The organism is Micromonospora sp. NPDC018662 (assembly GCF_044391475.1).
Taxonomy (GTDB): Bacteria; Actinomycetota; Actinomycetes; order Mycobacteriales; family Micromonosporaceae; genus Micromonospora.
Window position 1 is genome coordinate 55,762 of record NZ_JBISAC010000003.1, and the last position, 19,668, is coordinate 75,429.

The 19,668-nt window shown below is 74.4% G+C and carries 15 protein-coding genes (1 of these 15 only partly in view); 3 read left to right on the plus strand and 12 right to left on the minus strand.

The window, feature by feature from the left end; all coding sequences use genetic code 11:
• From ACH495_RS10175 to eccD, 9 genes are all read right to left on the minus strand, one after another.
• A protein-coding gene (locus ACH495_RS10175; RefSeq protein WP_396857382.1) for a hypothetical protein crosses the window boundary here: on the minus strand, window positions 1-2,128 show its beginning. Its footprint begins 26,822 nt before the window's first position; only the first 2,128 of its 28,950 coding nucleotides appear in the window; its start codon is at window positions 2,126-2,128; the stop codon falls past the left edge of the window.
• 48 nt (window positions 2,129-2,176) lie between these two features.
• Window positions 2,177-2,503, minus strand: a complete 327-nt coding sequence (locus tag ACH495_RS10180; protein ID WP_396857383.1) for a hypothetical protein — start codon at window positions 2,501-2,503, stop codon at window positions 2,177-2,179.
• Between the two features lie 5 nt (window positions 2,504-2,508).
• Complete coding sequence (locus ACH495_RS10185) at window positions 2,509-2,925, minus strand: YbaB/EbfC family nucleoid-associated protein (RefSeq protein WP_396857384.1); 417 nt, start codon at window positions 2,923-2,925, stop codon at window positions 2,509-2,511.
• Window positions 2,926-2,946: 21 nt separating this feature from the next.
• Window positions 2,947-5,136 (minus strand): hypothetical protein, encoded by a 2,190-nt coding sequence (locus tag ACH495_RS10190; RefSeq protein ID WP_396857385.1) that lies wholly within the window; start codon window positions 5,134-5,136, stop codon window positions 2,947-2,949.
• A 115-nt stretch (window positions 5,137-5,251) separates the two neighbouring features.
• Complete coding sequence (locus ACH495_RS10195; protein ID WP_396857386.1) at window positions 5,252-5,599, minus strand: hypothetical protein; 348 nt, start codon at window positions 5,597-5,599, stop codon at window positions 5,252-5,254.
• A gap of 11 nt (window positions 5,600-5,610) precedes the next feature.
• Window positions 5,611-5,907, minus strand: coding sequence for a WXG100 family type VII secretion target (locus ACH495_RS10200; RefSeq protein WP_396857387.1), 297 nt, complete (start codon window positions 5,905-5,907; stop codon window positions 5,611-5,613).
• 15 nt (window positions 5,908-5,922) lie between these two features.
• Window positions 5,923-6,222 (minus strand): WXG100 family type VII secretion target, encoded by a 300-nt coding sequence (locus ACH495_RS10205; protein ID WP_396857388.1) that lies wholly within the window; start codon window positions 6,220-6,222, stop codon window positions 5,923-5,925.
• 65 nt (window positions 6,223-6,287) lie between these two features.
• Window positions 6,288-7,679 (minus strand): type VII secretion protein EccB, encoded by a 1,392-nt coding sequence (gene eccB / locus ACH495_RS10210; protein ID WP_396857389.1) that lies wholly within the window; start codon window positions 7,677-7,679, stop codon window positions 6,288-6,290.
• Between the two features lie 5 nt (window positions 7,680-7,684).
• Complete coding sequence (gene eccD / locus ACH495_RS10215) at window positions 7,685-9,082, minus strand: type VII secretion integral membrane protein EccD (protein WP_396857390.1); 1,398 nt, start codon at window positions 9,080-9,082, stop codon at window positions 7,685-7,687.
• A 134-nt stretch (window positions 9,083-9,216) separates the two neighbouring features.
• On the opposite strand from eccD, the gene eccCa reads away from it, so the two are divergent.
• On the plus strand, window positions 9,217-13,206 hold the full coding sequence (gene eccCa, locus ACH495_RS10220; protein WP_396857391.1) for a type VII secretion protein EccCa: 3,990 nt from the start codon (window positions 9,217-9,219) through the stop codon (window positions 13,204-13,206).
• On the opposite strand, the gene ACH495_RS10225 is transcribed toward eccCa, so the two are convergent.
• Together ACH495_RS10225 and ACH495_RS10230 are read right to left on the minus strand one after the other, a co-directional pair.
• The gene (locus ACH495_RS10225; protein ID WP_396857392.1) at window positions 13,203-14,420 is read right to left on the minus strand and encodes a S8 family serine peptidase; all 1,218 of its coding nucleotides are present in this window, start codon (window positions 14,418-14,420) and stop codon (window positions 13,203-13,205) included. The two genes, eccCa and ACH495_RS10225, sit on opposite strands and share 4 nt — an antisense overlap.
• 9 nt (window positions 14,421-14,429) lie before the next feature.
• Window positions 14,430-15,026, minus strand: coding sequence for a sigma-70 family RNA polymerase sigma factor (locus ACH495_RS10230; RefSeq protein WP_396857393.1), 597 nt, complete (start codon window positions 15,024-15,026; stop codon window positions 14,430-14,432).
• A 158-nt stretch (window positions 15,027-15,184) separates the two neighbouring features.
• On the opposite strand from ACH495_RS10230, the gene ACH495_RS10235 reads away from it, so the two are divergent.
• Together ACH495_RS10235 and ACH495_RS10240 are read left to right on the plus strand one after the other, a co-directional pair.
• The gene (locus ACH495_RS10235) at window positions 15,185-16,225 is read left to right on the plus strand and encodes a hypothetical protein (RefSeq protein WP_396857394.1); all 1,041 of its coding nucleotides are present in this window, start codon (window positions 15,185-15,187) and stop codon (window positions 16,223-16,225) included.
• 16 nt (window positions 16,226-16,241) lie between these two features.
• Window positions 16,242-18,605 (plus strand): hypothetical protein, encoded by a 2,364-nt coding sequence (locus tag ACH495_RS10240; RefSeq protein WP_396857395.1) that lies wholly within the window; start codon window positions 16,242-16,244, stop codon window positions 18,603-18,605.
• Window positions 18,606-18,647: 42 nt separating this feature from the next.
• Here ACH495_RS10240 and ACH495_RS10245 read toward each other — a convergent pair whose 3' ends face one another.
• Complete coding sequence (locus ACH495_RS10245) at window positions 18,648-19,622, minus strand: RICIN domain-containing protein (protein WP_396857396.1); 975 nt, start codon at window positions 19,620-19,622, stop codon at window positions 18,648-18,650.
• Window positions 19,623-19,668: the final 46 nt, after the last annotated feature.

A 19,668-nucleotide genomic window follows, 5' to 3' on the forward strand; every position in this document is an offset into this window, starting at 1 on the left:
TACCTGGTGCGGTCCTCTCGGCGGCCGGACCGGTGGCCCCGCCCGCAGGTGCGGCGGTGCCAGCGGTCTGGTTGGCGGAGGTGCCGGACGGGACGCCGGATCCCGCCGCTGCCCGGTCGGACGGCCCCTGCCCGAGCCCCGCGCCGAGGCCGGTGGAAGGGCTCGCGTCGGACCACGGGTCGCCGGCATCGAACGAGTCCGGACCGGCTTGCGACGAAGTGTCGGAGAAGCCGGACTCCGACGAGGTGTCGGAGAAATCGGACTCCGACGAGGTGTCGGAGAAATCGGTGTCGTCGAACGAGTGGGGATCGGACCGCGGGTCGTCGAACGGCGAGTCCTCGTAGGGCGAGTCCCCGGAGGACGAGTCGTCCGGTCCCTTGGTCGCGTCCTGCACGGACTGGGCCATGCCCACGTCGCCGGGTGCGACCGGCGAGGGGCCCCCGATCCCGGCGGTGGCGGTGGCCTGTCCGGTGGTCGCGTTGCCGGTCTCGGTCGCCCGGGGCCCGGTCGAGGCGGTCGCGGTCGTCCCGGCGGCGTGCGCGCCGCTGCCGGTCGCCCGTGCCGGCTCCGGGATGGCGCCGGCGTGCGCCGGGCTTCCGTTGGCGACCGGAGCACCGCCGCTGCCGTTGCTGCCGTTGCTGGCGGCGGTGTTGCCGCTGCCACCGATGCCGTTGCCGTTGCTGGCGGTGCTGCTGCTGGCGGTGCCGGTGCTCGTCCCGCTGCTCGTCCCGCTGCCGGTCCCGCTGCCGGTGCCGCTGCCGGTGCCGCTGCCGGTGCCGCTGCCGGTGCCGCTGCCGGGGTCGGTGCCGGTCCGGTCCGGGGCGTCGCCGGTGCTGGTCGGGGCGGGGACCGCGCCCGTACCGGGCGGCGTTGCCGGGAGGGTCGGATCCGACGTCGTGGACAGTGCGGCCGGGTCCGTCGTGGCGGTACCGGTCATGGCGGTGGGGTCGACGGTCGTGGGGCTCTCGTCGTTCAGCTCGGGGTCGACGGACGAGGTGCCGGGGTAGATCCTGTCGTGCAGGGCAGCGCCGGCCGATCCGGCGCCCGACTCACCCGCTCCGCTGATGGCGCCCGAGGTCACCGTGGCGGCGCTGACGCTGAAGCCCTGGCCGTTGGCGGCTGCGACGGTGCCGCCGGCGACCACCTCGATGCCGATCGAGGCGGCGACCTCGGTGACGAACTCGGTCGTGTGCTGGCGCACCTGCTGCGGGCGGGTGGGCGGGACGCCGGCGGTGGGGCCGGGAACGTCGCGGCCGACAGCGACCGGCACGGGCTGCGGCGTGGCGCGCGGCGGGGGAGTGGGTCGCGGTGGCATGGGGGTGGGGACCGGGGTGGGAGTGGGTCGCGGTGGCGTCGGGGTGGGGACCGGGGTGGGGGTGGGTCGCGGTGGCGTCGGTACGGGCGGCTTCGAGCCGCCGGGGAGCAGCCGGGGTGGCATGTGGGTCCGGTTCAGGAGCGCGCCGATGTTGCCGAAGGCGGGGCCGAGCACGGCGACCACGAGGCCGGCGATGGTGCCGTCACGCACGGAGTGCCAGAACTGCGCCTCGTCGAACGTCTGCCGCGTGCCGAGTCTTATCTGGATCCGCTGGATGATGGCGTCCATCAGCGCCTCCAGCAGCGCCTCGGTCGCGACGGCACCCAGTGCCGCCAGCATCAGGCGGCTGAACAGCAGCCTGATGATGAAGCGGAAGATCGCGATGCGGGCGGCGAGCCAGGCCATCGCCATGCCGGGATTGATGAAGGCCGCCGCGAAGGCCCAGACGAACTCGGCGAACATCTCGACCGTCGACCCGAGGATCATGAATTTCTGATACTGGGTCTGCATCGCGGCCTTGTCGGTCGTGCCGCTGACGTTGTGCAGGTGAGTCGCGGTGTTGCTGACGTAGCCGGGCGTCCGGACGTATTCCTGCATGCTGGCGACGAAGGCCCGCTGGGTGTTGCCACCCACGCCCTCCTGGACCCGGCGTACGGCTCCGGCCAGCTTCGGCTCGGCGGCCTCGACGAGGTCGGCCGCCGCCTTCAGCTCCCGGGCCAGCCGGCGCATCTTCTCCACGCTGGCGCCGGGGAACTTCTGGTCGGTCAGCCAGTAGAGAAAGGAGGCGAGCCGGTCCGGGATCTCAATCTCCACGGCCGGCGCCTCCGTCGATCGGGGCCGGCGTCGAGGTGACGCCGGCCGTCATGGCCGCGTGCCGCCGAAGTTGGCGACGTCGGTGTTGAGTTCCTCGACGGTGCCCATCAGTCGGTTGAGGACGGCCAGCTGTTCGGCGTCGCCGGCGGACAGGTCGCGCAGACCGAACAGCAGCATGCGGATGTGTTCGACCTGTGCGGCCAGACCCTCGTTGAGGACCTGGTCCGACTTGTCGCGGATCGTCGTCGCGACCGGCAGGCAGTCGTCGACTGCGGCGTTGAGGTTGTCGATCACACTCTGCATGTGCGCCACGAACGGCGCGAACGACTCGCCTCGTAGCAGGTCGGTGTCGGCGTGCAGGGGCGGGGTCGGCATGCCGGTCAGCCCCGTTCCGCGCCCGGCGTGCCGGGCAGGTCAGGGATCTGCCGCATCGCCTCGCTGATCATCTCGTCGATGTCGGCCGTGCCGCTGAGCATGTCCATGATGGGCATGCTGGGGGGAAGGACCGCCGAGAACATCGACGCGACCTCGGCGATCGCCTGCCGGCGTGCCTCGGCGATCGTCTCGACCAACAGGGCGCTCAGCTCGGGCGCGGGCATCGACCGGTAGCCGCGCGAGTGGAACTTGATTTCGACGACCTCACCCTGCGCGTCGACGACGACGGAGAGGGCCCGGTTCTTGGACCTGACCGTGGTCGTCCGGCCGGCCATGTCGTGCTGTACCTGGGCGATCGCCTGCTGGCTCTGCTCCAGCTCGGTGTAGGCCCGTTCGATCTCGTCATGCCATGCCGTGGACATGCTGTCCGCCTCTCGTCTCGGCTATCGGTTTCCGCGCCCGCGCGACGGCTCGTAGCCGGGCTGCGGCGTGCGGGGTGGGGTGGGCGTGCGGGTGGGCCGGCCGGCGGGCTCGGGTTCGAGCTCATCCCGCCCGATGACGGCGACGGTGACGTCCGGGTCGGTGCCCCAGACCTCTTCCTCCTCGGCCAGCCAGGTGGTGCGTTCGCGCTCCTTGTCGTTCTGGTTGCCACCGCCGCCGCCCATGCCACCCATCGGCGGCATGAACGGCATGCCACCCATGCCACCCATCCCGGCGCCGGTCGTGCCGTCCGCGCCCGGCGCGGCGTACGCGGCGGCGCCGGGCAACGCGCCGAGGTTCTCGCCGCCGGACGCCACCGCGCCGGAGCCCATCGCCCCCGGTGGCAGGCTGCCCACTCCGGCCGGGGCGTAGCCCGCCGGCGGTGTCCCCAGCGGACCGAGCGCGAAGCCGGACGGCTGGCCCGGGGTCAGTCCGCCGTTGGCGCCGAAGCCGCCCAGCTCCGAACCGCCGCCCGAGCCCGGGCCGCCGAGGTCGGAGCCGCTGGAACCGCCGGCGCCGAGGCCACCGGAGTTGAAGCCGCCGGAGCCCAGGTCACCGGGATCGACAGTGGACGGCGTACCCCCGGAGACCCCGCCCCCGACGTTCTCGTCGTCGAAGCCGGAGCCCGAGGCGCCGGCGCCGCTCCCGGAACCACCGCCGACGCCCGACCTGCCCGGCAGGCCGGCCCCGGTGCCCATGCCGGCTCCGGTGCCCATGCCGGCGCCGGTTCCCATGCCGGCCCCGATCAGACCAGGAACGCCCGTGCCGCCGCCGGTCTCGCCGCCGGACGCGCCGATCCCGCCCGCGCCGTCGGGGCCGCCACCGGCGAAGCCGCCCGCGCCGTCGGGGCCGCCGGTTCCGTCGAAGCCGCCGGACCCACCGCCGAAGCGGCCGGCGCCGTCGGGGCCGCCCGCGCCGTCGAAACCACCGGACCCACCGCCGAAGCCACCCGCGCCGCCACCGAACTGCGTCCCGCTGCCGCCGCCCCCGCCGGGTGGGGTGGCGCCGTCGAATCCGCCGCTTCCCCCGGGCGGTGGGGTGGCGCCGTCGAAGCCCGGCGGCGGGGAGCCGTTGAAGCCGGGTGGTGGGGGGTTGCCGTTGTTCGACGTCGGGTACGGCGCGTGCGGCAGTGCGACGACGCCGCGCCCGAACGCCGCCAGCAGGTCGTTGTAGCTCTTGATGAGCAGCCGGGTCGCCGTCTGCGAGGCGGTGTCGAGCTCGTCGTAGCGGCTCTGCCACTCACGCTTCAGGTCGTTGTTCAGCCGTACCCACTCGGACTGTTGGATGACGTCGTAGGTGGCGTTGCTGGCCTTGCCGAGGATCGAACCGAAGTTGAAGGTCCAGGCTTCCTGCCGGTCGCCGGTCGCCGCCGACCTGTCGACGTTCGCGTCGTTGGCGTCGACCTGCCGTTCCATCTCCTTGAGCAGCGCGTCGACCAGGGTGTTCGGGTCGTGGTGCTGCCAGGCCGTGTACGCGGTCCAGGCGTCCTTGAGGCGCTGCCGGAACCGGTCGATCTCCGTCGCCGTCTGGTCGAGCACGTACGGCCAACCGGTGTTCACGTAGTGGTTGTAGTTGATCTCGAATCGGCCGCTGATGTTCTCGGCCAGGCGTTGCATGCCGAGTGCCATGTCCCGCATCGCCCAGGCGAAGACGTCCGCCGCCGAGCCGTCGAACGAGCCGCCCGCGTGGACCTCGTTGTACATGGCGCGGAGCCGGGACTGGCCGTCGCCGGTCAGATAGGTGTGCACGTTGCGGAAGCGGGTGGCCACGTCGCGGAACATCGCCGGATCCAGGTACTGGTTCGTGTCGATGCCGTCGACGATCGACCGGCTCGCGTCGATGAGCGCCTTCGCCTGGTTCGCCGGCGACTGGTCGCCGCCTTCGTAGAAGTAGACCGTGGCCCGGATGAGCTGGAAGTTGGAGAGGTCGTTGTAGGAGCGGTACCGGTAGATCGTGATCTTGTTCCAGTCGGACCCGTTGGGCATCCAGTGCTCCCACGGTCGCTGGTAGTCGTCCTCGGTGGCCGCCGAGGTCTCCCAGAACGACATGTCGAGGCCGAGCCAGCCGGGATCGCTGACCCGGGACGAGTCGATGTCCTTGTCCGAGCCGAGAACGACCCGCATCGACTCGTCCCAGTCCATCGGCTGTGTCATCTGATCCCCTCAACTCCGCCCCTCGGGGCGTACCTCCGGGTGGTGGCCCGCGGCCGGGCACCGCCGTCCCGAACGCGTTCTCGTGCTGGTACGGCGGTGCCGGCGGGAGAGCTGGTTACCTGGCCGGCGTCGGCGAGGTGTTCCAGGCGGGCGCGTTGGCGAGGAACTCCCGCGCCTCGTGGCCGTTCATGCCCTCGGTGTCGTCAGTGATCGCCATGAAGTTGGTCAACTGGGCGGCCCGGTTGCTGGCCGTGTCGCGGATCTCGGTGAGCCGGGTGTTCAGGTTCGCGCCGACACCGGAGACCGCCGCCTGGACCCGGTTGCCCAGCGAGAAACTGCTGTGCCCGGGCTTGAGGCTGATCGCGGCGATGTCACCCATCGGCGAGGCCGTGACCTCCTCCGAGATCAGGGTGTTGGAACTCGCCGCGCGGGTGAGATAAGCGTCGTCGGTGGTGATGGGCATGGCGGTGCCTCCTAGACGTTGCCGCCGAACAACGCCGCGCCCTGGCTGTCGGCGACGTGGTAGTTCTCCCGGATGTTGTCGATGGCGGTGGCGCCGCCGCTCAGCGAGCCCTGCATCTTCAGCAGGCCCTGATGCCAGGTCTGCTGCGCCTGCTGGTACGCCGTGGCGGCGCCGCCCGCGTTGTTGGCGATGAACTGGTTGACGTATCCCTCGAGGGTGGTCAGCGAGTTGTCGATCGCCCTGGTGACCCCGCGCAACTCCTCACCGGAGTCGAGCAGGCCGTTCGGGTTCAGCGAGAAGGTTGCCATCTGCGTCTCCTGCGGTCAGTTGGTGTACCAGCGGGCGTGCTGGGCGGCCTCGTCCTCGACGTTCGACGAGATGTTCAGGTGCTGGGTCATCGCGGTGCGCAGCATCTCGAGTCCTCGCCGGACGTCGTTCAGGCCCGCGCGCCACTCGGTGAGCGAGTTGCGGTACTGGGTCGCGGCCTCGCCGCTCCACGGCACCGACGAGCTGACCGCGTCGACCGACTGGTCCGCGGCGTTGACGTCGGCCATGGTGGTCTCGAACGCGCTGAGGGTCTGGGTGATGGTGGCCTGATCCACCTGGTTCACTGGAGAGGTCATGGGTTTCCTCCTTCGGGGGTGTTGGGGACAGCGCTGCCGGTCGGCCCGGCCGGATGGTCAGTGCGTCACCTCCTCGCCGCCGCCGAGTCCAGGACCGGGCCGGTCGGCAGCAGGGACAGGAGGCTGGCGGGCACGACCCGGGCCGCCTCGACGGGATAGCCCAGCGCGCGCAGCACGTCGTCGCCGGCGACGGGGAACTTCACGCCCGCGTCGGTGACCAGGAAGTAGCTCGTCCCGTTCAGTTGCCCGGCCCGGCCCTGCCGGACCAGCCCACCCACACCGGGGGTCACCAGCACCGCGGTCGCGGTCTGCTCGGTCCGGCCCACCCCCGGCGCGTCCCCGGCCGCGGTGACCGTCGGGACCGCCCGTGCGGTCACCCGTGCCGGGCCGTCAGTGCTGGACCACTGCACGCACCACGTGTCGTCGGCCGCCGGGCTCGCCTGGACGGGCGGCCGCGGGGGGAGACCGGCCGGCAGCGGCTGCTGTTTCGACATCGGCAGCCGGCCGAGCGCCCCCGCGGTGAGGTCCACCGGTCGTGCCACCGCACCCGGATAGGCGGCGGCGGTCGCCGGGTCACCGAGCACCAGCGCGAGCGCGGTCTCGGCGATCGGGCTCAACCCGTCGCGCTGCAGCAGGAAGTAGCGGTCGGCGGTGCCGACGACCCGGGCCACGAAGACCTGCCCGACCCGGGTCCGCAGACCGTCGACGACCGGTCCGGCCGCACCCCGGCCGGTCACCGCGACGGGGGTGATGTCGGGGCCGGGTGGAAGCTGGTTGAGCCAGTTCGCGGTGACCCCGGGCGCCGTGGTGTAGCCGAGCACCCGGGGGATCCACGACCGGGTCAGGGCGAACCGTTGACCGTTCCAGATCAGGAACAGTTGCCCGCCGGGCGAGGTCACGACGAAGCCGTCGTCGGGCCCGAGCGGCGTCCCGCCGGCGCCCGGGGTGAGGCTCAGCAGGGTGCCGGTGCGCGCGGTCCCGGTTCGGTCCGTCCCGCCCAGTGCGCAGACACTCCACTCGACCCGGGCCAGCGCCGTCGCCGCCGGCAGCGAGTCGGGCGCGCCGACGATGCCGATCGGCATCCCCCGGGGTACGGACGTCAGCGACGCCCCGGAGACGGTCACGAGGGGTGGCCGCCGGCCGAAGACCAGGGCCGCCGACGTGTAGTTGTGCACCGGCCGGAGCCGTCCGCCGACCAGCACGAACCGGCCGCCCGACTCCTTCTCGACGATCAGTGTTCCCGGCTCCCGCCAGCGCGTGGCGCCACCCGGTTTGAGCAGGCCGAAGACGACGAAGCCGGCGACCACGAGGCAGCCGACCAGCAGCCCGGCGATCATCCCGGTGAGCATCCGTCGGTGCGGGTTCTCCAGCGCCTCCGGCTCGGCCGTCACCAGGGCGGCGGTGAGCCGGCCGGTCATGTACGACTGGGCCTGCACCTGGTCGCGTCTCGACTGCACCTCGGTCAGCCCCCGATCCCACGGGCGAACCGGTACACGTCCAGCACGGCGAGGAGCACCGGCAGGATCGCGGTGGCGGCGAGCGTCTGGAGCAGGTCCCCGATCCGACCCCAGTACGGGGTGAGCCGACGATCGGGCATGGTCCGCGCGACCAGCAGCAGCAGCGCGGAGCCGAGCGACACGGCGAGCACCGGACCCGCGACCCGGGCCAACGGGCCGCTGGACGCCACGAGTCCGAGGGCGAGGGTGACCCCGCCGACCGCGGCGGGCGTCAGGTGGGCCAGGCGGTGCCATCCGCTCGTCATCGTGCGGGCGGCCAGGCAACGGACCAGCGCGACCAGGCCGACCAGGGTGGCCGGCGCCCAGCCCGGGGCGGCGCCGACCAGGACGACGGCCACCGCCGTCGGGGCGGCGAGTCCGGCGTGCAACGCGGTCATCAGCCGGTCGGCGACCGCCGCCCGGGGCAGCAGCGTGCCGCTCGGGATCGGATCGAGGTCCTCCTGGAGATGCTCGGGCTGCGTCGGCAGCGGCGCCATCCGCAGGCCGGCGAGCCGGAAGGCGAGCAGCGGCACGACCATCGTGGCCAGGGTGGCCGCCACCAGCAGCGCGCCGGCGGCCTCCACCGCGGTCAGGCCGGCGAAGGCGGTGAGGGCGGTCGCCCCCGTGACGAGCAGGTCGGCCACGAACACGGCGAGCAGCGCCGGCCGGGCGTGGGCGAGCACCGGTACGGCGATGCCGGCGACGGCCAGGACGGCCACCGATCCGGCGAACAACCCCGGCCCGTCCAGCCGGAGACCCACCACCCCGACCCGCGGGTCGACCACGAGCAGCCCGGCGAGGCCGGCGTACCCGGCGGCGGCGCCGACGAGGGCGACCCCGAACGGCCGGTCACCGACGGCGAACGTGGCCACCAGCGACCCGACGAAGCAGGCCAGCGCGAGCACGCCGGCCGCAGCCGCGCGGTGGCCGGCGTGGCCGGGCAGCGCGAGCGCGGCGATGCCGGTGCCCAACAGCAGGACGGTCGCCGCCAGGGCGGCCCACCGGCTCAGCGCCGGCGTCCAGCGACCCGGCCGCTGCTTCATCCCGGTGGCGATGCCGTCGACCAGGTCGTCGAAGTCGGCGGGCGGGATCTGCTCCGACCGGGGGCGCAGATGGACCAGGTCGCCGTCGTGCAGGCCCAGCGTGGCGACGGTGGACCCCTGGTCGAACGGCGCGGCGCCGAGGCGTTGCAGCACCCAGCCACCGTGCAGCAGGCCGGTCTCGACCAGGTTCTCGCCCAGGTGCTCGACCAGCACCGGCAGCAGGTCGGACACCACCACGTGCGCCGGTACGGCCACCTCCACCTGGCGGGTGGGCCCGCAGATGGTGAGGCGGCACATCTCACCGGTGGCCGAGACGGTCATGGCCGATTCAACGGATGGATGCCGGCCGAGTTCATCCGGCGGCGAAAAAATCTGGTCCGGCTGACCCTCGGGCGTCGGATCGTGCGTTGTAGTCCGTGCCGGCGACCCCGTACCGCCGGCATCGGAGGTGAACGGTGAGCACCGTCGTGTTCCGGCGCCCGGCGCGGCGGACCGGGCCGGAGACGCCCACGGGCGAGATCAGCCTGCAGGAGCCACCGGTGCTGCCCGAGGTCACGCCCGGTGGTCTGCGCAGCGTCATGACGATCCTGCCGATGATGCTGATGTCCGGCGTGATGGCGATGATGTTCCTCGGCGGCGGCCGTGGGGTGCTCACCTGGGTGATGGCCGGCATGATGGGCATCGCCATGATCGGCATGCTGGTCGGCCAGTTGGCGATGAGCGCCGGGGAACGCAAGCACCGGATGAGCGGCGACCGCCGCGACTACCTGCGCTACCTGTCCCAGCAGCGCAGGCGCGTCCGCAGGTCCATCGACCAGCAGCGGGAGGCGTCCGACTGGCGGCACCCCGATCCGTCCGCGCTCTGGTCGGTGGCGCTCACCACCCGGCGGTGGGAACGGCGGCCCAGCCATCCGGATTTCCTGGAGGTCCGGGTGGGCACCGGCCGGCAGCGGCTGGCGACCAGGATGGCGCCGTTGCAGACCAAGCCGATCGAGGACCTGGAGCCGCTGGCGGCGAAGTCGCTCCGGCGGTTCATCAACGCCTACAACACGGTCGCCGACCTGCCGGTGGCGTTGTTCCTGCCCGGCTTCCACCAGGTCCGGATCACCGGTGACACCGAGCGGTGTCGCGCGGTGGCCCGGGCGCTGGTCGCGCAGGCCGCCACGTTCCACGCGCCCGAGGAGGTCATGATCGCGATCTGCGCGTCCGACGACGCCGTCGCGGCGTGGGAGTGGGCGAAGTGGCTGCCGCACCTGCAACACCCGACCGAGCAGGACGCCGCCGGTCCGGCCCGGTTGGCCGCCGGCAGCACGGATGCCGTGGAGCGGCTGCTGGGGGAGGACTTCCTGGCCCGTCCCCGGTGGGAGCCGGGCGCCACGCCGAGCCGGGACGAGCCGTTCGTGTTGATGGTCTGCGACGGTGGCCGGATCCCGGCCGGCTCCCGCCTGCTGTCCGGCGGTTACCGCAACGCGGTGCTGATCGACCTGGGCACGCCACCGACCTCGGTGCCCCGCGGCCTGCTCTGGGCCGACCTCACCGACTCCGGGCTGGAACAGGTCAAGCACGACCAGGTCGGCCGGGAGGTCCGGTCCAACCTGGCCCGCCCGGACGAACTCGCCATGACCGAGGCCCGCAGCCTCGCCCGGATCCTCTCGCCGTACCGGCTGAGCATCACCACCGAGCCGGCCGCGGAGGCGCTGACCACCGACTTCGACCTCGGTACGCTGCTGGGCGTCGCCGACCTGAGCCACCTGGACCTGGACCGGGCCTGGGCCGCCCGCCCGGCCGCCCGCCGGCTACGGATCCCGATCGGGATCGACGCCGAGGGCGAGCCGGTCGAGCTGGACATCAAGGAGTCGGCGCTGGACGGCATGGGCCCGCACGGCATGCTCATCGGCGCCACCGGCTCCGGCAAGAGCGAGCTGCTGCGCACGATCGTGCTGGGCCTGGCGATGACCCACTCGTCGGAGATCCTCAACTTCGTGCTCGTCGACTTCAAGGGTGGCGCCACCTTCCTCGGCCTGGACCGGCTGCCGCACACCTCCGCCGTCATCACCAACCTCGCCGACGAGGCCGCGCTGGTCGGCCGGATGCGCGAGGCGCTGCACGGCGAGCTGATCCGCCGCCAGGAGCTGCTGCGTCAGGCCGGCGGGTTCACCTCGGTGTTGGAGTACGAACGGGCCCGGGCCCAGGGGCAGCCGCTGGACGCGTTGCCGACCCTGTTCGTGGTGGTGGACGAGTTCAGCGAGCTGCTGGCCACGCACCGGGACTTCATCGACACCTTCGTGATGATCGGTCGGCTCGGTCGATCGCTCGCGGTCCACCTGCTGCTGGCCAGCCAGCGCCTGGACGACGGCCGGATCGCCGCGTTGGAGACGCACCTGTCGTACCGGATCGGCCTGCGCACCTTCTCGGCCATCGAGTCCCGCACCGCCATCGGCGTACCCGACGCGCACGAGCTGCCGACCCAGCCCGGCAACGGCTTCCTGCGGGCCGACGTGTCGTCGCTGCTCCGGTTCAAGGCGGCCTACGTGTCCGGGGCGCACCGGCCGAAGCACAAGCGGCTCGACCTCGCGGTGGTGCAGCGGCAGGTGGTGGTGTACCGGCTCGGGCACATCCCGGTCGCGGACACCGAGCAGCCGGACCAGCCGGCGGCGGCCGATCCGGCCGAACCGGCCGACGAACGTGGACCGAGCGTGCTCGAGGTGGTCGTGGACCAACTGGTCGACCAGGGACCACCCGCACATCAGGTCTGGCTGCCGCCGCTGCACCAACCGCCGACCCTGGACCAGTTGCTGCCGGCGTTGGCCCCGGACCCGGAGGCCGGGCTGCGGGCGGTGGGTTGGCCGGGCAACAGCATGCTCGTGGTGCCGGTGGGCTTCGTGGACAAGCCCTTCGAGCAGGCCCGCGAGCTCCTCGTCGCGGACCTGTCCGGCACCGGTGGCCACCTGGGCATCGCCGGCGGCGCGCAGAGCGGGAAGTCCACCCTGCTGCGCACGCTGATCTGCGCGCTGGCGCTCACCCACAGCCCACGCGAGGTGCAGTTCTACTGCCTGGACTTCGGTGGTGGGACGCTCGGCACCCTCGCCGACCTGCCACACGTCGGCAGCGTCGCCAGCCGGCTCGACGCCGACCGGGTCACCCGCACCATCGCCGAGGTGAGCACGCTGATCGCGGAGCGGGAACGGCGGTTCGCCGCCGAGGGCGTGGACAGCATGGCCGCCTACCGGGCCCGCCGGGCCGCCGGGCTGGCCGACGACCCGTACGGCGACGTGTTCCTCGTGGTCGACGGCTGGTTCACGCTGCGGCAGGAGTTCGAGGCGGCGGACACGGCCGTACGGCAGATCGTCGCCCGGGGCCTCAACTTCGGCGTCCACCTGCTGCTCACCGCGTCCCGGTGGTCGGAGGTGCACCACGGGATGCGGGACCTGATCGGCAATCGGCTCGAGTTGCGGCTCGGCGACCCGGTCGACTCGGCGATCGACCTGCGGGCGGCGGCCACCGTCCCGCACGTCCCCGGGCGCGGGCTGACCGCGCAGAAGGCCCACTTCCTGGCCGGCCTGCCCCGGATCGACGGCGTCGCCGACCCGGCCGGCGCGGCCGACGGCACCCGGGCGCTCGCCACGGCGGTCCGCGACTTCTGGGACGGCCCGGACGCGCCCCGGGTACGGACCCTGCCGGCGGTGCTCCCGGCCGGTGAGCTGCCGGCGGCCGAGGGGGACCTCCGGTTGCCGATCGGCATCGACGAGGAGCGGCTGCGGCCGGTGTGGCACGACTTCGAGGAGCTGCCGCACCTCACCGTCCTCGGCGACGCGCAGAGCGGCAAGACCAGCCTGCTCCGGTACGTGGCGGACGCGCTGGTCCGGCGCTACCCGCCGCGGGAGGTGCGGATCATGGCGGTGGACTTCCGGCGGGCGCTGTTCGACCGGATCCCCGAACCGTACCGGCTCGGTTACTCGGTCTCCGTCGACTCGACCAAGGCCACCGTGGCCGAGGCGATCGAGGGTCTGAAGCACCGGATGCCGGGCACCGACGTCACGCCGGAGCAGCTGCGGGCCCGGGACTGGTGGTCGGGTCCCCGGCTGTACCTGCTCGTCGACGACTACGACATGATGGGCGGGCACGAGAGCCCGCTGCTGCGGTTGGTCCCGTACCTGGCGCAGGGCACCGACATCGGGTTCCACATGGTGTTGACCCGGGCAGCCGCCGGCGCGATGCGGATGTCCATGGATCCGCTGGTCCGCCGGTTGCAGGAGACGAACAGCCCGGACGTGGTGCTGTCCTGCCCGCCGGGTGAGGGTCCGCTGCTCGGCAACACCAAGCCGAAGATCCTGCCGCCGGGCCGCGCGCTGCTCTGCACCCGCCGGGGCGCGAGGGTGATCCAGACGCCGTACCTGGACCCCGAGACGTCGGCCAGCCCGGCCACCGAGCCGGCCGGCCGCTAGCGCCGTCGGCCGGTATCGGCGCTCCACCGGTTCGCGGGACGGCGGCGGCCCCGACGGATCCAGACCCCGGCGCTGATCAGCAGTGCCGCCACCGTGACCACGGCGGCGACCAGCCCGGCGCGGGCGATCGCCGGATCGGCCGGCGGCGCGGTGGCAACCGAGACGGGCTCCGCGTCGAGCCGGACCGGACGGGCCGCCGCGTCGGGGTCGAGTGTCGTCAGCGCGGCGTACGGGTCGACGGTGCCGGCCGCCGCGAACGGCGCCCGCTCGGCGGTGCGGACCAGCCGGTCCCGTACCTGCTCGGCGGTGAGCTCGGGGTGGTACCCGCGGACCAGCGCGGCGGTGCCGGCGACGTGGGCGGCGGCCACCGCCGTCCCGTCGACCACGTAGTGGCCGGCGCCGGTCGGGCCGGGCGCGATCGCGTCCTTCCCCGGTGCCAGCAGGTCGAGACCGCTCGCGGGGGGCGCCGGCACCGTGCTCCGGCCGTTCGCGTCGACCCCGCCCACCGCCAGGACCTGCGGGTACGCGGCGGGGTACCACACCGGCGGCGGTCGCCCCGGCGTGGCCGCGGGCCCGTCGTCGACCGGCGCGACCACGAGGACGTTCCGCTCGGCGGCCCGGATCACGGCGGCGCGCAGCGCGGGGGTGTCGGCCACCTGGCCGGTGCCGAGCAGCACCACGCCCGCGCCCGCGTCCACCGCGGCGTCGATGCCGTCCGCGAGGGACGTGGGCGTCAACCGGTGCCGGGGGCCGATGATCCGGATCGGCAGCACGGTGGCCTCCGGGGCCATCCCGACCACGCCCGTGCCGGGGGTGGGCCGGGCGGCCACGATCGCCGCCAACGCCGTACCCCGACCCAGGCAGTCCGACCGGGCCGGGCCGCCGGAGACGACGTCGCGACCGGGCGCGACGGCGGCGCCGAGGCCGGCGGCGGCGCCGCTGACGCCGGAGTCGAGGACCGCCACCCGCACGCCCCGGCCCTGGCTCAGCGACCGGGTCAGGTACGGCGCCATGCGCGCGACCGGCCACGGGACGCGCTCGCCGTACCGGGTGGGGGACGGGCCGACGCAGCCGCTGACCGCGCTGGGCAGGGCGGGCGGTCCGTCGTCGGCCGCGGCCGGGGTGACCGGGGTGACCAGGTGCAAGCCGGTCACCAGCGCCGCGGCGGCGCACGCCGCCCCAGCACGGGCCGGATGCCGGGGTGGGACGGGCATCGACGCTCCCTACTGGTGGAGATGCGTACGCAACGCGTTCTTGGCGTAGTGGGCCCGGGACTTGATCGTGCCGACCGGGACGTTCAGCCGCTCCGCGACCTCGCTCGGGGTACGACCGTGGAAGTAGAGCTCGATCAGCACGGTGCGCTGGTCCGGCCGCAGCCGCAGCAGCGCCTCGCGGACCGCCCGGGCGGACACGAGGTCGCCGATGGTGTCCTCGGTCACCGACAACCGGGTGAGATCGTCCATCATCACCTCGGACGGTCGGGACCGGCGCGACCGGAGCATGTCCACGACCAGCCGTCGGGCCACTGTGTACAGCCACGGCCGGAAGGCGTCCAGGTCGGTGTCGCCGTTCTTGGACAGGTGGCGCCAGGCGCGGACGAACGTCTCCTGCAGGATGTCCTCGGCCAGCCGGCGGTCACCCAGGGTGAGCTTGACCACGTAGTTCAGTAGTTGCTTGCTGTGCAGCTCGTGCAGCCTGGTGAGCCGGGCCTCGGCCGCGGTCGTGGGGGTGGCGGCTGCGGCCGCCGGCGTACGCGGCGGCGTCGCGTCCGATCGCCCGCGGGGCGGGTTCAAGGCGGGGTGATCGGCCATCGCGGTCATCGGACCCTCCGTTGTCGTCACTGCCATGACGCTCCCGTGATCCGGCCGGCGAGACATCGTTGAGCCCAGTGATTTCTTGCCCGCGCGTGAACGTTTCGCGCCGGTGTGACGAAGTAGCGGTGACGAACCACTGCCCGGCCGGTCTCGAGGAGGCGTCTGTGACGGTCGCCGCGTTCCACCACCTGCTGCTCCGGGTCGCCGGCTGGGTGCCCGACGAGTTGGTCAGCGTCGCCCGGGACAGTCTCGTCCGGGGGGTGACCGGCGACGTCGCCGAGATGGTCGGGTACGCCGCCGCGACCGGGCGGTTTCCCCTGGTCGACCGGGACGTGGAGCTGCTCGCTGATGCGCTCGGTGCGGCGCCGACCGTGGTACGCGCCGGTGCGCGGCCCGTCCTTCCGCCGGTTGTCTTCAGCCGGCGGCGGCCGGCTGCCCCGAACCACAACCCGGACCCGGACGTGGACCCGGACCAGCCGGCGGCCGACGAGCTCGACCAGGTCGACCGCGTGTGCGTCGAGGCGGTCGGGTTGGAGTCCGAGGAGACGGCGAACGCGGTCTGGCGGGCGTGGCGCTCGCCGGACCGGCCGACAACGTGGCCACCGCCCAGGCGGGTGTACCTCGTCCGGGTCGCCGCCGACGGGGACCTGCTCGCCCTGGTCGCGGCCCGGTTGCAGGAGGTGCTGGAGCACGCCGGCGAGGCGGACCCGCAGGTCGAGGTCTTCGCCGAGGCGGACGACCTGCCGCCGTACCAGCGGGCCGCGCTCGCCGGCGCGGCGCTGATCTGGACCGCCGACGGGACCGGGACGGACCCGGTCGTGGCGGTCCGGCCACGGGTCGCGCGGCTGCTCGATCCGGGCGTGCAGCCCGGCATCGCGCCCGGCCGGGAGGAGCTCGCCGGCCCGGAGCGGGACCGGGTGCTGGCGTTCCTGGCCGGCGGCGTGCCGATCCTGGCCAGCACGGCGGCGATGGACGACGTCGTCGGTGGCGGGCGGGCCCTGGTGCCGATGACGTGCCGGTCGGACGGGGTGTGGGTGTGGTCGGACGGCGTCGCCTACTACCTGCGCACCCACGGGGTGGCGCCGGAGGACGAGTTCCTCCGGCACATCCGGGCGGCCGGATACCGCGCGGAGCCGCCGGACATGGTCGCCACCCACCGTGCGACGCGGGCGCTGGCCGAGTCGGGGGCGGAGGCCCCGTGGTGACGGCCGGGGGCGGCCGGTGAGCGCGGCGGCCGTCCGGGTCGAGGCGTTCGGCGCCGCGCTGCTGCTGCGGACCGGCGTCGGCCCGGTGGGGGCGTTGCGGGCGGCCACCGCCGCCCTCGGACGGGCGCACCCGGAGACGGTGCTGGTGACCGCGCCCGCGGTGACCGGCCGGGACGGACTCTTCGACCTCGTCACCGACGCCCTGGCCGGCGCGGCACGGTCCGGGGACCGGATCCGGCTCGTCCTGCTCGGCCGTGGGCCGGGCCGGGCGGCCCGCGAGGAGGGCGCCCGGCTGGTCGCCCATCGGTTCGGACGACCGGTCACCGTCTCGCTCGGCCCGGTCACGGTCGCGCCGGACGGCAGTTGCGTGTCGGTGGCCGAGCCGGGCGATCCCGGCCGTCGCGGGCCGGAGCGCCCGGGAGACCAGGGCGGCTGGTACGCCGTCGGCGGCTCCGGGCCGGCCGAGGGGTGGCAGGAACCGCCCTGGTCACCAGCGCCGTCCTGGCCGACGCTGCCCGCGCCGCGGCGGTGGACCGGGCCGGGCCTGGTCGCCCGGCCGGTGCCCGCCGGGCTGTGGCTGGTCCCGCCGGACGTCCGCCCGGGCGGGGTGGGCGGCAGCATTGCCCGGGAGCCGGACGCCGCCACCATCCTCGTCGGCGGGTGCGGTGCGCCGGTGGCCGTCGAGGAACTGTCCCGGGCGGTGGCGGCGCTGCGGCCCGATCCGGCGTCCCGGCTGGTGCTGCTTCCCGGCGCCGTGCCGGCGGGCACCCCGGCGGACCGGCTGCACGACCTGCCGGTGCGGCTGCGCGCGGCGGTGCCCGCGCTGACCCGGGCGGGCTGGCGGCTGGCTCCGGTCACCCCCGGCGGGATGGTGATCCCGGCCGTCGAGGGGACGCCGACGGCCGACGGCCCCGGGGCGACGGCCGGCGCCGGTCCGGCGGTCACCACCATCCGGCCGGATCCGGCTGACCCGCCGCCGCGTACCGGTCCCTACACCACCGGTCGCCGGCCGGTCGCCGGCCGCGCCACCGCCGCGGGGTGGTCGTTCCTGGCGGGTGCCGACGTCCTCGGCGTCGCACCCGCCGCCGCCGCGACGGTGGTCGAGGTCGACACCGACCCGAGGGGATTCCTCATCCGGGACCGGGCGATCGGCGCGGCGGACTTCGCCGACCTGCTCGGCGCGGTTCTCGGACCCGGCGCGGGACCGTTGGTCCTGACCGGGTCGGACGCCGGCCGGCCCACGGCGATCGTCGCGGACCTGGCCTCGGCCTGGGGAGCCACGGTCTTCACCTCGGCCGGTCCGGTGGCGCTCACCGCGACCGGGGTGCTGCTGGCCTCGGCCGGGTTCCGCGCCCACCCGCCCGGCGCGTCGTCCCGCCCGGTCGGCTCGACCCTGCCGGCCACCGGCGCCGGGCTGGACGACCTGGCCGCCCGATCGACGCCCGCCACCCCACCACGGCCGGTGCGGCCGTCCGCCGCGGCCGTCCGCGTCGACGAGCCGACCGCCGCCGGCGCGGCGACCGGGCGGACGCCGACCAGCGCCGCGGGGCTCACCCGGCGGCTGGGCGCCGCGCTGGTCGCGGCGGTCCGGCCCCGCACCGGTGACGGCGGCGCGGCGCCCGACCCGGTCGGGCCGGACCGACCCCGGCCCGAACCCCCGGCGGCCGTCGACGACGGCCCGGCGTCGGACCCGACGACCGGCCTGATCTGCGCGCTGGGTCCGGACTTTCATCGGTACGCCGCCGAGTTGACCGAGGCGCGTCGCCGGGCCGGGGTCACCCGGACCGAGGAACCGGACCCCGAGCTGGTGGCGTTGCGGGCCTACGGCACGGGTGACCGGGCCGACGTCAACGCCTACCTGCGAGCGGCGTCGGCGCCCGGCCGGGAGGTGGTGGGCGAGGGATCCGCGTCGCGCCCGGCGGTCGTCGCGACCGGCGTGGTGGCGGCGTTGCGGCGGTCGCCGCTGGTGTTCGGCTCGGTCTTCGCCGCCGCCGGCGTGCCGGTGGCCGGCGCACCCGGCCAGCGTCTCGTCGAACCCGGATTCGTCGACGCCCGGTTGACCCCCGGGGTCAACCCGGCCGCGTCGGTCGAGTACGTCATCTGGTCGACGACGGCCCGGCGGCTGGACGGCATCTTCCTCGACGGAGCCCCGGTCGCGGTGTTCGCCCCCGGCAGCCGGTTCGAGGTGCTCGCCGTCGAGCCGGTGGGTGAGCGGTCACGGGTCTACCTCGCGGATCTCGGTGCCGGCCGGACGGCCGACCCGGACGTGCTGCTCGCCCGGCTGCGCCGGGACGCCCCCGACAGGCCGGGCGGGGACGTCCCGATGATCGCACCGATCGGATTCGCCGACTCCGGTCGCCCGTTCGTCCGGCCCGCGTGACGCCCGGCGCCGATCGGCGCCGGACCGGGGCCCGCGTGGCCGTCAGGAGACTCGGGCGAGCAACCAGGTCTGGTTGGCGTTGGGGGCGGCCGGATCGGCGTTCCACTGTTGGACCGCGACCCCGTCGGCGGTGCCGCCGTCCCGGATGTCGAGCAGGAATCCGCTGGTCATGTTGCGGATCGAATACCGGCCCGAGCCGACACTCTGGAAACACCAGGACTGGTTCGCGCTCGCCTGGTACCACGTCCACTGCTGCATCTGCATGCCGTTGGTCGAGGTGCCGTCGGTGTTGTCGAGCGACTTGCCGGACCGAACGTTGATCAATTGATAGCAGCCGGAACGGCCCGCGACCATCCGCCAGTGTTGTGCCGGGCCGGCCGCGTCACCGCTCTGCGCGATCCGCGCCCCGTCGGCGCCCGAGCCCTGGCTGACCCCGGCGGACTTCCCGCTCGCGAGACTGACCAGGCGCACGGTGATCCCGGCCCGCGGCGTGCTGTACGCGACCGGCGCGACCTGCCGGGCCGCCGATGGCTTCGGCGAGCGGGGGGCGGGCGTGCGCTCCGCGGTGCGGGACCGCGACGCCGCGGGCGGGGGCGGGGGCGGGTCCGTGTCCGTCGGCGCGGGGCCGCTCGGCGTCGGCCGCACCGGCGGGCTCGGTGACTCGGCCGCCTCCACCGGCGGTTCGGTGAAGCCCGGCGCGGGCGACTCGGCGGGCTCCTGCGGCCCCGGGCCGGAGGGTGTCGCCACCGGGTCCGATCGGTCGGTGACGGCGGCGAACCCGATCGCCGCCCCGAGCAGGACGGCGCCGGCGGCGACGAAGATCTTCGTGGGCGCCACCCGTGGCCCCGGGGTGGCGGCGTCCGGGTCCGCCGCGGGGTCTGCCGGCGCGTCCGCGTCCGCGCCACCGGTGTCGGAGACGGTCCATTCGCGCTGAGGCTGGTCCGGGTCGGAGCCGTCCGCGACGCGTTCCCAGTCCCGCGCCTGGTCCCACTCGTCCTCGTTGAGTTCTCGGTTCACGGTCGTGTCTTCCTCCTCCGCCTTGTCGGGACCGGTCTGGCGGGTC

Bases quoted from the DNA above. Each gene is read 5' to 3' on its own strand.
- ACH495_RS10200 (WP_396857387.1), bottom strand. From the start codon at position 5,907: ATGGCAACCTTCTCGCTGAACCCGAACGGCCTGCTCGACTCCGGTGAG.
- ACH495_RS10230 (WP_396857393.1), bottom strand. From the start codon at position 15,026: ATGACCGCGATGGCCGATCACCCCGCCTTGAACCCGCCCCGCGGGCGA.
- ACH495_RS10190 (WP_396857385.1), bottom strand. From the start codon at position 5,136: ATGACACAGCCGATGGACTGGGACGAGTCGATGCGGGTCGTTCTCGGC.
- ACH495_RS10205 (WP_396857388.1), bottom strand. From the start codon at position 6,222: ATGACCTCTCCAGTGAACCAGGTGGATCAGGCCACCATCACCCAGACC.
- ACH495_RS10180 (WP_396857383.1), bottom strand. From the start codon at position 2,503: ATGCCGACCCCGCCCCTGCACGCCGACACCGACCTGCTACGAGGCGAG.
- ACH495_RS10195 (WP_396857386.1), bottom strand. From the start codon at position 5,599: ATGCCCATCACCACCGACGACGCTTATCTCACCCGCGCGGCGAGTTCC.
- eccD (WP_396857390.1), bottom strand. From the start codon at position 9,082: ATGACCGTCTCGGCCACCGGTGAGATGTGCCGCCTCACCATCTGCGGG.
- ACH495_RS10185 (WP_396857384.1), bottom strand. From the start codon at position 2,925: ATGTCCACGGCATGGCATGACGAGATCGAACGGGCCTACACCGAGCTG.
- ACH495_RS10225 (WP_396857392.1), bottom strand. From the start codon at position 14,420: ATGCCCGTCCCACCCCGGCATCCGGCCCGTGCTGGGGCGGCGTGCGCC.